This window comes from Draconibacterium sediminis, assembly GCF_000949475.1.
In the GTDB taxonomy this organism is placed as follows: domain Bacteria; phylum Bacteroidota; class Bacteroidia; order Bacteroidales; family Prolixibacteraceae; genus Draconibacterium; species Draconibacterium sediminis.
In genome coordinates this window covers 185,128-198,825 of the sequence record NZ_JRHC01000008.1, presented here as the reverse complement: position 1 = coordinate 198,825, position 13,698 = coordinate 185,128, and the positions used below count along the sequence as shown (strand labels likewise).

The 13,698-nt window shown below is 38.6% G+C and carries 11 protein-coding genes and 1 tRNA gene; 5 read left to right on the top strand and 7 right to left on the bottom strand.

Annotated features, from left to right (window positions below):
- The first annotated feature begins 1,768 nt into the window (after positions 1 to 1,768).
- Together LH29_RS22470 and LH29_RS22465 are read left to right on the top strand one after the other, a co-directional pair.
- A complete protein-coding gene (locus LH29_RS22470) occupies positions 1,769 to 2,515 on the top strand; it encodes a PRC-barrel domain-containing protein (protein WP_045033574.1) in 747 nt (248 codons plus the stop codon).
- 514 nt (positions 2,516 to 3,029) lie between these two features.
- On the top strand, positions 3,030 to 3,728 hold the full coding sequence (locus tag LH29_RS22465) for an energy transducer TonB (RefSeq protein ID WP_045033573.1): 699 nt from the start codon (positions 3,030 to 3,032) through the stop codon (positions 3,726 to 3,728).
- A 288-nt stretch (positions 3,729 to 4,016) separates the two neighbouring features.
- On the opposite strand, the gene LH29_RS22460 is transcribed toward LH29_RS22465, so the two are convergent.
- The 4 genes from LH29_RS22460 to LH29_RS22445 form a co-directional block, all read right to left on the bottom strand.
- A tRNA-Thr gene (locus LH29_RS22460) sits at positions 4,017 to 4,089 on the bottom strand.
- A 104-nt stretch (positions 4,090 to 4,193) separates the two neighbouring features.
- Positions 4,194 to 4,673, bottom strand: coding sequence for a hypothetical protein (locus tag LH29_RS22455; protein ID WP_045033572.1), 480 nt, complete (start codon positions 4,671 to 4,673; stop codon positions 4,194 to 4,196).
- Between the two features lie 123 nt (positions 4,674 to 4,796).
- Positions 4,797 to 5,213 (bottom strand): hypothetical protein, encoded by a 417-nt coding sequence (locus LH29_RS22450; RefSeq protein ID WP_045033571.1) that lies wholly within the window; start codon positions 5,211 to 5,213, stop codon positions 4,797 to 4,799.
- Positions 5,214 to 5,561: 348 nt separating this feature from the next.
- Positions 5,562 to 5,948 (bottom strand): hypothetical protein, encoded by a 387-nt coding sequence (locus LH29_RS22445; RefSeq protein ID WP_045033570.1) that lies wholly within the window; start codon positions 5,946 to 5,948, stop codon positions 5,562 to 5,564.
- Between the two features lie 675 nt (positions 5,949 to 6,623).
- Here LH29_RS22445 and LH29_RS22440 point away from each other — a divergent pair.
- Positions 6,624 to 8,315, top strand: coding sequence for an ELWxxDGT repeat protein (locus LH29_RS22440; RefSeq protein ID WP_082063908.1), 1,692 nt, complete (start codon positions 6,624 to 6,626; stop codon positions 8,313 to 8,315).
- Between the two features lie 182 nt (positions 8,316 to 8,497).
- Here LH29_RS22440 and lysS read toward each other — a convergent pair whose 3' ends face one another.
- A complete protein-coding gene (gene lysS, locus LH29_RS22435) occupies positions 8,498 to 10,204 on the bottom strand; it encodes a lysine--tRNA ligase (protein ID WP_045033568.1) in 1,707 nt (568 codons plus the stop codon).
- 239 nt (positions 10,205 to 10,443) lie between these two features.
- On the opposite strand from lysS, the gene recJ reads away from it, so the two are divergent.
- Positions 10,444 to 12,171 carry a single-stranded-DNA-specific exonuclease RecJ gene (gene recJ, locus LH29_RS22430; protein ID WP_045033598.1) on the top strand — a complete coding sequence of 576 codons (1,728 nt, stop codon included), beginning with the start codon at positions 10,444 to 10,446 and terminating at the stop codon, positions 12,169 to 12,171.
- On the opposite strand, the gene LH29_RS22425 is transcribed toward recJ, so the two are convergent.
- Positions 12,168 to 12,374, bottom strand: coding sequence for a hypothetical protein (locus tag LH29_RS22425; RefSeq protein WP_045033567.1), 207 nt, complete (start codon positions 12,372 to 12,374; stop codon positions 12,168 to 12,170). The two genes, recJ and LH29_RS22425, sit on opposite strands and share 4 nt — an antisense overlap.
- Before the next feature lie 89 nt (positions 12,375 to 12,463).
- Here LH29_RS22425 and LH29_RS22420 point away from each other — a divergent pair, with 89 nt between their 5' ends.
- Positions 12,464 to 13,009, top strand: coding sequence for an ORF6N domain-containing protein (locus tag LH29_RS22420; RefSeq protein ID WP_045033566.1), 546 nt, complete (start codon positions 12,464 to 12,466; stop codon positions 13,007 to 13,009).
- 55 nt (positions 13,010 to 13,064) lie between these two features.
- On the opposite strand, the gene LH29_RS22415 is transcribed toward LH29_RS22420, so the two are convergent.
- The gene (locus LH29_RS22415; protein ID WP_045033565.1) at positions 13,065 to 13,697 is read right to left on the bottom strand and encodes an HAD family hydrolase; all 633 of its coding nucleotides are present in this window, start codon (positions 13,695 to 13,697) and stop codon (positions 13,065 to 13,067) included.
- Position 13,698 lies beyond the last annotated feature (1 nt).

Here is a 13,698-nt window from a genome sequence, read left to right as displayed (position 1 = left end):
AAATTAGAACCTGGTTCCTTTAGAGGAGCCAGGTTTTTTTATGGAATAAAGTGAAGTCCCGAGGATAAATGTCGGGATTCTAAAAAAAATGGCGAAACGCGGTTGTTAGCTACAAAAAAGGTAATACGTTTAGCATGGTATGAAGCCCGGTACATATGTAAAATGTGCTAAAAAAGGCTATAGGTAGCAGTAGAATAGAATTGTCGCATATTAATAACCTCTGCCAAGAGATTTAGCATTTTGTAGTAATATTTACAATCTACTTACCAAGTACTTTTCACACCGTCGATAACTAAGTGATAAGACTTTTGTAAAAAGGTGCTGAGCGAAAGAAATAAAGGGATGCAAGAACCTGAATTTTCTCCAAGAAAAATCGTTAAGGCTAGTCGCAAGGGTTGGGGAAATATCTTTAACGTCATTTAACCTACTTTAGGACGACTAAAAAATGAGCCTTATCAGAAATAGATTCTGAAAAAGGCTCAAGTTTTTATGTTGAGGAAAGCTCGTTATTCAATACGTAATTAATCTCGCGGATAGCTACCGTATTTTAGAAACCGGAATGCAAGCCTTTCGGAGTGCCAGGTGCTCCGATCGTTTAATACACTGTTTTAACAACTGTTTGTGCTTACTGCGTCCGCCACGAAATAAATAAAACAAATTAAATTACAGCAATTCATGTTAACCAGGTTCAACAAACGTCTGTCCGGTTGAAATTCCCTAACATGTATTAAATAATTTTGTTTACGTCCTTATATTAATATTCTAAAAAAGACGAAAAGGTAATCTTTTTGCACGTTTTTTGCGTATAACTAAATGACTTGACATAAACGAAATATTATGAAAGTAGTGTTGGAAGAGAATTTGTTTGCAAGGCAAGCCGTGTTGCCTTGTAGAGCAGTTGAAATAGTTAATAGTTTAAAAACCAGTTATTATGGCAATTTTTCTTTATGGAAGCGTCGTGATAGCTATAATCGTTGCAGTATTGATTTTATGCTATCGGGATGTAAAACATAGCTAAAAGTATTTTGGTATGGGGCTGCACCCGTGAAATACCACTGATTGAATGGAGTAAATGCCATAAGAGGGGAAGTCTGTACTTATTTGACCACACTGTTTTTAACTTTCTTAATCACTAATATTCTGCTACATATTAACAATCGGCTTTTGATAACTATCTCATTTAAAGCGAAACAACTGCTGTATTAGGCCGTAACCACATCTATACTTTAAAACAAAAAGTTATGGCAGTAATTATTTATGGTATTTTATTTCTGATGGCGATCTCTATAATGATGTACAGAAGTTACCTTGATGTGAAACAAAATCATTAATTTCTGTTTAATCGTCACTCGTTGAAATGCTATCCTTGGCTATGAAACGGATTTGTGAAAATCTGTTATAAGGATTTCTGCCCCCTTTTCAAAAAAAAATCGCCCTTAAAACCGCTTGTAATTATTGCATCATGGAAGTTACCGGGTGCTTTCATTTTTCCGTTAATATTTTTATCGATAAGTAACAATTCTCCACACTTGTTGTGACTTTTTTCCACAGTAAATTCATATTTATTCTTGTTTTATAAACCTATCCCGTTGGCGTAAGTGTCAGCATTTCAGGTCTTATGAGATGTGTTGATTTATTGTGTGGCGTATTGTGGCACATCTTTGGAATTAGTATTAAAAGCAAAGCGATAGCTATAAATCGTAAGCGATAAGAACTGTTCAGGGAGATAGCGTGCAATAGTGCACAACAAAATATAAAATCTGGTATTATGAAACGTAGTTTAAGAGAATTGATAGGATACTCCGTTAGGGCAAAGGATGGAGAAGAAGGAAAAGTAAATGATTTTTTATTTGACGAAAAGAGTTGGATAATAAGGTATGTGGAAGTTGACCTGGGAAATTTCTTTAAGGCGAACAGGGTATTGGTGCCCTATAATTTCCTTGGAGAGCCCGATTGGGAAGAAAAGACGTTCAAAATTAACTTGAGTGTCGACAATATTAAACGGTCGCCAAACTTAAGTTTCGACATGCCGGTATCGCGAATTTACGAGCGAAAACTGGCCGATTATTACGGAATCAAATATCCGTATTGGATGGTCGATTCAGCCGCATTTGCCGGAAACGAAGTTGTTTTTTACCCGGGCGTAGCATTCAGAGCACCGCGTAAGGTAATTAAGGAAGAAGACATTGATACAAGTTTGCGTAGTTTTAACGAGATAAAAGGTTATGGAATTAACGCCACCGATGACAAATTCGGACATATTTCCGATTTGATTATTGACGACACCGACTGGCAAATTCTGTACTTTGTGGTCGACACGAATAATTTATTCCCCTGGAGTAAAAAAGTAATACTTCCGATTGAAGTGATCGATAAGATTAGCTTCTCGGATCGTGAAGCCCGTGTTGATATGACAAAAGAAGCCATTAAAGACTCACCGGAATATAACCCGGATGATGCAGTAAATGCCGAGTTTGAGGAAGTTCTTTACGACTATCACGGTAAAAGGAAATAGAATGAGATAATCAAAATTGGGAAATGGAAAAACCGAAGGCAACAGTCTTCGGTTTTTTTATGGGTTGAAATTTGCAAGGTGTAGAAAATCAAAGAATTAGTGTAGAAGGATTTCAACGGTAAAATCGGTTTGGAAAAATGATAGCACTTTTATTTTTATTTGCTGTAAATGATCCACAAATAAAAATAAAAGCCGACTGTATTTTCTGTGAGTAACTTTCAAATTAGATTCATTCTAAATAGCCTGTGTTTAGTACGATGGAAGAATGAAAATGTTAAAGAATACAGTGTCTCTGATAATATTTAAACCCCTTTATGCAAACAGCGCAAACAGACGTAAAATGGCTATGAATTAGCTAATTGTTTTCAGAATTGTGGCACGGTATTTTAACTATTATAAATAAAAGCCCGAAACAGGCGGACAAGCTACGGACAACAGATTTAAACGTTCGTGAAGGCAGGCCTGTTTCAATCAACTTTTTAACACATAAAACAGAAAAGGAGAAAATTTAGTTATGAAACAATTTAGAAAACAATTTTATTTTAAAACATTTTTAGTAGCACTTGGATTCCTGGTATCGGCGGCGGTATTGCCATTGCAGGCGCAGGATAAAAAGGTAAAAACGGCTTACACCACAAACGACATGCATGATCAGGATATGGAATATACCGATCAGTTGAAAGAAATCGTTGAACAATATCCGGCTTTTACATTTAAATACGGTATTGAAAACGGTGAAGTACAAGATGTGGTTGTAACCGGAATTGATAACGAGATAGACAGAAAACGACTGGAAGTTGTGCTGTTCGACCTAAACAGTCATCGGAATATGGTAAAACAAACCAACGAACAAGTTGGCGTATTTTACGATATTGATAAAGAAGCGATGTACGAACACGGGCATGAAGCACTTTCCGACGAATTAGTTGACAATCTTGAGTATCCGGAAGGAGCAAAAGACTGGGGTGTTGAAGGAACCATATTTGTAAAAATGATTGTTAATGATGATGGTACAATACCATTTGTAACAACCAGTACGAATATCCAATCTCCGGTTGAACGCTACGTTGACGACCTGGAACAACAGGCAATTGACGCTGTGCACGAAACCTCTGGTGAATGGAAACCTGCCGAAGTTGAAGGAGTGGAAGTTGCTTCACTGGCAGTAATTCCAATTACCTTCGAGCTGAGACAAAACCCGTATTTGTACTAAGAAATACAATTAAAATAAAAGGAACACCGGCCATAATTTTTGGTCGGTGTTTTTATTTGCGGTATTTCGACTTGTTTGAAAGCAAGGCAAGTCATAATAAAAGGAAAGAGCCTCTCACGGGACTTGAATGCTGATGCTTTGATCAGCATCCTGACTGAAACGTCAGGGCATGCGACCAGTAAAAGATAGTGAGAAAAGAGCCTCTCACGGGACTTGAATGCTGATGCCTTGATCAGCATCCTGACTGAAACGTCAGGGCCCGCGACCAGTAAAAGATAGTGAGAAAAGAGCCTCTCACGGGACTTGAACCCGCGACCTGCTCATTACGAATGAGCTGCTCTACCAACTGAGCTAAAGAGGCCTGTCTGGTACAATATTAAATATTTTTGCCAATAATGGTTATGCCCAAAAACAATACGAGCCATGAAAAGCAGTGCATATTAATTGTCGGAGAAAGAAGTTCTACTAATCAATGGCTGTTTTATTTTCTTCCAGTACCGAAATGAAATCGAGGTTATAGAACAGACTAAACTTCTCCAGAAGGCGAAACCCGTTGGCCGAGAGCTCCATGAGTTCCGGGAAAAACTGAATCAACAACTCTTTGGCTTTTTGATGTGTTCGTTGGGCAAATTCCGATTCCCGGAAACGCAAAGGATATTTATTCGTTGCACGTGTGATAGATTCCAATTCCAGCGCCAATCGTATTTCGTTGTAGTTTTCATCCTTGTCGGCTACCGAGTCGGCACAATTAAACAAGTGGGCGGCATATTGTTTTAGCGCCTTGTTTAATTCATCTTTTGGCAGGTTTAAGTCCGAATATTCGTTGGCTATAAGCAACTGTTCGCGAATAAAATGGCGATGAAATTGCTCAAAAAGCTGATCGATGCGCTTAAACTCGGCACTTAATTTCAAATGAAAGTCCTTATTGAAATCCCGGTATTCCATATCTAAATAACATTTAATCCGTTAAAAAGATTTTATCCGAATAAAATTACGCGAAAATGAACGGCTTTCAAAAGAATTGAATATGGTGTAAAGCATACAAAACCAAGGGTTACATCTGTTTGGTTAATTAACGCTCCAGTCCTGGATGGCTAAAATTTTTGATTCGCCCAATTCTCTGAATTCCACCCTTAAATGTTCTACATGGCTTAATGCTTTATTCCCCTCTTCGGTGGGGTCGCCGTTGTCGTTCCAAAACCGGTTAAAATGTTGTTTTGACGAATAGTAATAGACCACGCCAATTTTGTTCTCGGTTTCCCGGTTTAATCCCTTCATCAGTTTAATCTCGCAACCCAGTTCCTTTGCAAAAGCCGGATAGAGTTCGTTTTCAAGAAAATTGATTATTCGGTCAACCGGAATGTTTTGGTGTGCGGTAAGTTCGATGGTGTGGATGCTGATAAGACTTCCTTTTTCGATGGTTTGTGCGCCGGCAAATAAGCCAAACAGCAGAAAAGCCGCTGCTATACCTACGATTTTTTTCATGATTGTGATTTAAGATTAATTCATTAGAATGGTTTTGTATACGGAGGCCAAGGTATTGAGTTACAGCGTTACCTGCGGTTTGTTGTAGTTGCAAAATGACTGACTTGGATGAAATAGAAAAAGCCCTTCTCAAAGAAATGGGAAGGGATTTTCATCATATAGTTGTATTCTTCGTTCTCAGTCGGCTTTCCTGAATTTCCTTTTTCTTAAGTGTACTTTCATATTATAATCTTTATGCAAATTATAAGTCCAGTGATACGTACCAACGAAACGCATATGGTTAAGGACATAAAAAAGCCTCTCTAACATCATATAGAAAGGCTTTTAGGATATAGATTGTTAATCCGATTACTCATCCTTCATCTTCCATTTTGCAACAATAGTAACGACGCCGTCACTGTCAACCTTTGCTGGCACATCCCTCATCTCAAATAATGTATTTTTTGTCGTTTCAAATCTAAATCTAAGGTACGGAATGGTGATTTGTTTTGCTCCTTTATCAGGTGGAAGCATACAAACGTCAGGTAGCTGATATTTAGCTTTTAAGTGAACAACTCCTCCAGGAGTAACCAACGCACGAGCTTCAAAAGCAGGTAGCCGTGCTGGGAGCTCGTCGAGAGTGATGTTTGTCCATACATCTGTTTTGATAACTGGATAAAAAGTCGCCTGCGCATTAACAAGATTAGGTGCTAAAAAGATAGCCAGTAAAAAACTTACAAATACTAATTTTTTCATAATAATTCAATTTAAAGGTTCAAAAAGTAAGATTTTGGTTTTTTTATTTAAAAATGTTTGTAGGCTGCAGAAATGCAGTATGAGAGCAGGGATTGATCAGCTAGAAATCAATGGTTTTATCACAAAAATTGCTTCGCTGGAGGAAGGTTGTTGACTAACTCAACAAGTTTCGAATTTGAACAACGACGTTCAAGAAGTACCCTTATTTTTTATCTATCAGTCGTAAAAATTCAATGATAACCCGGTTATCGTGCAACTCATTACAAGTTAAGGTCCTTATCTTCAAAAGGATATAAGTTATCCATAGACAGACTATGTTAAGCAAACATAATGCCAGCATTTCTAAGTATCAGTATATGAGATCTTTATGTGCTGTTTGTTTTTTGAGTGCTTTTTCAGATTTGGAAAAATTGTAGATTATGGATAAAAATGGGACAGGGTTAAATTTGGTGGCTTTCCTGAATACCCTCTTTCATAGGTGTACTTTCATCTTATATTCTTTAGGCCAAAATATAAGACCAGTGACACGTACCAAAAGAAACGAATAGGATTTAGGACAGGGCATGATGAAGAGTATTATTTTCTACACTACACGATTTCGGTTTTAATTGTCGTTAGGTGAATATTTCTGTAACTTTGTAATTAGGTGTTAGTTACAATTAATGCTCCAATGTCATGCCAAAAGTCGTCAATAACTTATTGTTTCTAATTCTTGTAATTGGGAGTATTTCAGTGGATGGAAATTCTTTAATGGATTTTTCTTCTGAAGAACGAAACAGAGGAGATGAAACTTTGATGGAGGATGATGTTTCGGATACAGTGATTTGTGTCAAAGACTTTGATTTTTATTGGCCGACATCATTCAAAGTACTTTCTTTAAATGTCAACGATCAGCTTGTTTTAGGTTTTGATAGTGAAGGTTTGTGGAAAAGTGATGGAACTGAGGAAGGAACCTTTATGTTGAAAGATGTTAGAATTTGGGAAATGCCAGAGAATTCTGAAGTTGTAAGTAATGGAGTATTTCTTTTTGGAGGCAGAGAAAGTTCGTCTACTACTCATCAATTATGGAAGACTGATGGAACAAGAGAAGGAACAGTTTTAGTTAAAATTATACACCCTTATGATGCAATGCCGCATAATTTTCAATTTGTATGGAATAGATGGATTTTTAAAGCTGCAGCTGAGTATTACTATTCTACTGGCGTTTTAGGAGGATGGCGTGTTTCATCCTACGGAGTTTTTATTAGTGATGGAACAACAGACGGAACCTATCAGGTACATCCTAATTTTAGCAGTGGATATGAGCCAATATTTGTATTTGAATTAGCTGAAAAGGACGTGGTCTTTTATTCTACAAACATTTACACGTGTCATGAATTATTTGAAAACATTTCTCTTTTAAAATACATTGATACATATGAAATTATAAACCCAACGAAAGCTAGTGATTCTTTGGTATTCTTTGGAACTAGAGATGCTTTTTATATAGATAATAATAGATATCAAAAATCAACACTTTGGAAGACTGATGGAACATTGGGCGGAACGGAATTACTTGTCGATTCGCTTCGTAATAATATCAGTAATTTTACTATTGTAAATGGAAAATTGTTTTTTATTGGAGATGATGTGACTCATGGTGAAGAATTGTGGACCAGTGATGGTACACAGGAAGGTACAAGGCTCGTAAAAGATATTCAGACTGGTGTTTTATCATCAAACCTGGGTAATTTGATTGATTATAATGGAAAGCTTTATTTTACGGTATATGACGATGATATTGGTTTCAGTCTATGGGAAAGCAACGGCACTGAAGATGGTACTTTTTTAATCAAAAAAATTGATTCAGATACACTTGTCAACAATGTAAATAACATGATGGTTTACCATCATCACCTTTTCTTTTCCGTTATTAATAAAGATGGAAGTGTGGATTTGTGGACCAGTGATGGCACCGCGATTGCCACTTCTTTTTTACAACAACTTGCAAAATTCGATGGTTATTGTATTTTAGATGGTAATTGTATTTCCAACCTTATTTTTATAGATGACATACTCTATTTTCTAATAAATGATTCTTACCATGCTGAATCAATAGAGCTATGGAAATACGTTTTACCAAGTGAATTTTATACAGGAGCTGAATTAATTAAACGAAATGAGACAATTGTTTATCCAAATCCTACACATGATTTTCTTTACTTTATTTCGCCAAGAAAAAGTAATCATATCCATATTCTAGATGTTTATGGAAGAGTGCTATATGATAATGAGATTGCAGATAATTTCATTGATGTTAGTTTCCTGTCTGCTGGTATTTACATTGTAAACATCAATAGTACTTCTTCACGTTTTATTAAATATTAAAACATATATATTCTGATTGTAAACTTTGTGCTTTGCTTAAGGCCATATAGTCTCCATTTTTACAAGAATCCATCAGAGAGACACGCATAGCTACAAATCACAATCTTTAGCAAATAAAAAAGCTCCCTGCAGCAGCAGAGAGCTTAATCACTATCTCATTACTTTATACTCAGTACTATAATCTACAACGCCGTCACCAACAAACCGGCATCCGTATTTTCAACTTTAGCCACACTCTTTTTGGTGAGGCCTTTAATGGCTTTATCCCATTTTTTGTTGCTCAATCCGGCTTTGTCTTTTAGCGCATTAAGTTCAATTGGCGATTCCGCTTTTAGCAATTCGAAAACTGCTTTTTCGTCCTCGGTCAGTTCCACTGCTTTTTTCTCCGGTTTCATTTGCGGGAAAAACAACACATCCTGAATCGATGGGCTGTTGGTCATAAACATCGTTAAGCGGTCCATTCCAATTCCCATTCCCGATGTAGGAGGCATACCGTATTCCAGTGCACGCAGGAAATCCTGGTCGATAAACATCGCTTCGTCATCACCTTTTTCCGAAAGTTTCAACTGGTCCTCAAAACGTTCGCGCTGGTCGATCGGGTCGTTCAGCTCCGAGTAGGCATTTGCCAGCTCTTTACCGTTTACCATCAACTCAAAACGTTCGGTCAATTCAGGGTTGTCGCGGTGCATTTTTGTAAGCGGCGACATTTCTTTCGGGTAATCAGTAATAAAGGTAGGCTGAATGTAGTTGCCCTCACATTTTTCGCCAAATATTTCGTCAATCAGTTTTCCTTTACCCATGGTTTCGTCGATTTCAATATCGAGCTTTTTGCAGATCTCGCGCAGCTCTTCTTCCGACTTACCGCTAATATCGTAACCGGTGTGTTCCAAAATAGCTTCGGCCATGGTAACACGCGGGTAAGGTGCTTTATAATCGATAATGTTGTCGCCCAACTGAACTTTTGTGGTTCCGTGCAATGCCATGGCCACACGCTCACAAATTTCTTCGGTAAAGCTCATCATCCATTTGTAGTCTTTGTAGGCCACATAAATTTCCATCACGGTAAATTCCGGGTTGTGGGTGCGGTCCATTCCTTCGTTACGGAAATCTTTCGCAAATTCGTAAACGCCTTCAAAGCCACCAACAATCAGTCTTTTCAGGTAAAGCTCGTTGGCAATACGCATATACAATGGCATGTTCAGCGCATTGTGGTGCGTAATAAACGGACGTGCAGCAGCTCCTCCAGGAATAGGCTGAAGAATCGGTGTTTCCACCTCGTGATAACCATACTCGTTAAACATCTGGCGCATGGTGTTGTATATGATTGTCCGTTTTTTGAACGTCTCTTTCACTTCAGGGTTAACGATCAGATCGATGTAACGCTGGCGGTAACGCTGTTCCGGATCGGTAAAAGCATCAAAGGTTTTACCGTCTTTTTCTTTTACAATCGGCAAGGGACGCAACGATTTATTCAGCACTGTAAATTCAGTAACATGAATGGTTAATTCGCCCATTTGCGTAATAAAAGCATGTCCTTTTACACCGATGATATCACCAATGTCGAGCAATTTCTTGAACACCTCGTTGTACATCACTTTATCGTCGCCGGTGCAAATTTCGTCGCGGTTAACGTAAATCTGAATACGTCCTTCGTGGTCCTGGATCTCAGCAAACGCAGCTTTTCCCATAATTCTGCGGCTCATCAAACGGCCGGCAATCACTACATCCTGAAAATTCTTCTCCTCTTCCTTGAAGTTCTGTTTTATTTCTTTGGTGTTGGTATTTACGTGGTACTGTGCCGCCGGGTAGGGGTCGATCCCCAACTCGCGCATTTTTTGCAACGAATTTCGTCTGATGATCTCTTGTTCGCTTAATTCCTGATGACTCATTTTTTCTTCACTTTTATTTTGCTGTCACTCTTTTGTTTAAATGACAATTTATTGCCCGGGAAAAGTTTCCCGAATCCTTTAAAAAAATTTGGGCAAAGATAATAAAACAGATCGGTTGTAATTGTTGTTGTAACACTGAATCAATTAAAAAATAATGTTGAGGGTGAATGTTTTATTTCCATATGCGGTTGCATTTTGTATCTTTGCGCATTCACATCTTGAAAACACAAAAACGCAGCATGGATAGAATTTGGAACTTAAAAAAACAAGGCGACCAAAACGAGGTAAAGCACCTCTCAGCGGCGTTGAATGTGAATATGGTAATAGCGCGCTTGCTGGTACAGCGGGGTATAAAAACCTACGCTGAAGCCAAAGCATTTTTCCGCCCCCGACTAAGCGACCTGCACGATCCCTTTCTGATGAAAGACATGGAGAAGGCGGTAATCCGACTGGATCAGGCCATTGAAAATAACGAAAAAGTAATTGTTTACGGCGATTACGATGTTGACGGAACTACTTCGGTAGCGCTGGTATATTCGTTCTTAAAAGAGCGCATAAAAGATATTGAATATTATATACCCGACCGGTACAGCGAAGGATATGGAATTTCGCCCAAAAGTATTGACTATGCCGTTGAAAAAGGAGTAACGCTGATTGTGGCACTCGACTGCGGAATTAAAGCCGTTGAAAAGATTGCCAAAGCCAAGGAACGTGGGATCGATTTTATTATCTGCGATCACCATAATCCGGATGATGAAGTGCCGCCGGCTGTGGCAGTGCTCGACCCAAAACAATCGGATTGTAAATATCCTTACAAAGAACTTTCGGGTTGTGGCGTAGGATTTAAGCTGTTGCAGGCTTACTGCAAAAGACACGAAATTGATTACGAAGAAATTTACGATCTGCTCGATTTGGTAGCTGTAAGTATTGCTGCCGATATTGTTCCGATAACCGGCGAAAACCGGGTTCTGGCGTATTACGGTCTCAAGAAACTGAACTCGAATCCGGGAATTGGTTTGCAAACCATTATTAATTTTGCCGGTATCTCAGGAACCGAAATCACCATTAGCGATATTGTGTTTAAAATCGGGCCACGATTAAATGCATCGGGCCGTATTGAACACGGTAAAAAGTCGGTGCAGATATTGGTTTCAACCGATGAAGATAAATCTGATCTGCTGGGAGAGGAGATCGACTCGTTTAACGAAATACGAAAAACGCTTGACCGAGATATTACCCAGGATGCCCTGGACACTATCGAAAACAGTCCGGAATTTAAGAATAAAAACAGTACCGTGCTTTATAACCGCGACTGGCACAAAGGTGTGGTTGGTATTGTGGCGTCGCGGGTTACCGAGCATTACTACCGGCCAACGGTAATTTTAACCGAATCGAATGGTTTGGCAACAGGTTCGGCACGTTCGGTGCGCGATTTTGATTTGTACGAAGCCATCGGTCAGTGCAGCGATTTGCTGGAATCGTATGGCGGACACATGTATGCTGCAGGATTGACCATGAGAATTGAAAATATTCCTGAGTTCCGACAGCGTTTTGAAGAAATAGTAACCAAACAAATTACCGACAAACAGCAAATTCAAACCATTGAGGTGGATGCTAAAATCGCGCTTAGCGAAATTACGCCGCGCTTTTATCGTATTCTAAAACAATTTGCACCGTTTGGTCCGCACAATATGACTCCTGTTTTTGTTACCGAAGATGTTTTTGATGCCGGTACCAGCCGACTGGTTGGAAAAAACCAGGAGCACCTTAAACTTGATCTGGTAGAGCCCGATGTAAATTCCGGCATATTCCCGGGAATTGCATTTAATCAATCGGATGCTTACGATGTAATTACTTCAGGTTCGCCCTTTGATGTTTGTTATTCGATAAACGAAAACGAATACCGGGGTAAAACCAATCTTCAGCTGTTTATTCGGGATATCAAAAAACGTGAATTTTTAGATTAAAACGGAAGTGTTTTAAGCTGCTGCAAATCGTCGATTACTTTAGCGCCGGTTGCTTCCAGTCGCTCTTTCGACTGGTGCCCGTCGGCTACCAAAATACAATCAACTTCCAGTTGTTGTGCTACCTCAAAATCATTTCTGGTGTTGCCGGTTCCGGTTGTTTTGTGTAAAAATAGTACACATACAACATGATAAATATATAGCATTCCATCCGTTTGGAGATTTACCCAAACTGTGTAGTTAATGATTTAACGTTTTAAATTGTTATTTTTACAATTAACTAAATAACAACCAAATGGCCGAAAAAAAGCAAGAGAGTTCAATGCTTCCCGATGAAATAATTATGAACAAGATTTATTTTATCAGGGAACAGAAAGTGATGCTTGATAGTGATCTTGCAGAGTTGTATGGCGTGGAAACAAGGCGATTAAATGAACAGGTAAAAAGAAATATCTCCAGGTTCCCGGAGGATTTTATGTTTCAATTATCGGAATTTGAATTTGAAAACTTGAAGTCGCAATTTGCGACATCAAGTTGGGGAGGCCGTCGCAAACTGCCCAATGTATTTGCCGAACATGGTGTTCTGATGCTTTCAAGTGTTTTGAACAGTGAAAAAGCAATTAAAGTTAACATCCAAATCATGCGGATATTCACAAAAGTCCGTGAAACATTGACCGATAACCTAAGCATTAAACTTGATATTGAGGAAATCAAAAATAAGCTTGCGAACCAAGACAAAAACATAGAACTGGTTTTTCAATATTTGGACGAATTAATTGAGAAGCAGGAAGAACCGGTTACAAGAAGACAAGTCGGCTACAAAAGAAATAACGAGAGTTAATCTCTTCGCTAGTTTACCTTGCTGGAGTTTATCAAAAAAAACGCGAGTTTCTGGATTAAAGCGGAAGCGTTATCAACTGCTGCAATTCGTCAATTACTTTGGCGCCGGTTGCTTCTAAGCGCTCTTTTGACTGGTGTCCGTCGGCTACCAAAATACAATCAACCTCCAGTTGTTGTGCTACCTCAAAATCGTGGTTGGTATCACCAATAATGGTTGCCTGTGCTTTGTCGATATTCAATTCGCTGATAAATTGTTTTCCGCGTTCAATCTTCGAAGCCGCATAATGATCATTCAGCCCGGCTATTCCTTCAAAATAATCAAAAATATTCTGGTGTTTTAAGGTATGCACCAACATATCTTCCTGCATGGCCGAAAGCACAAATTGCCGATAGCCCATATTTTTAAAATGCTCCAGTACTTCGATAACGCCGGAATGTAATTTGCAGTTGGAAACTCCGGCGTTGTAAATGTCCATATATTCCTGTGCCGAAACGGAGAAATCCTCTTTTGAAAAATCAAAACCGATGGATTCGTAACAATCTTTTACCGGAAACGAGAATACCTCTTTGTACGAATAATGATCAAGCAGATTGAGTTGCCGTTTTTTCAGCAGCACATTTATGGTTGAAATGCAAAAATCAAGATCGTTTAAAAGTGTACCGTTCCAGTCCCAGATAATCGTTTGCATG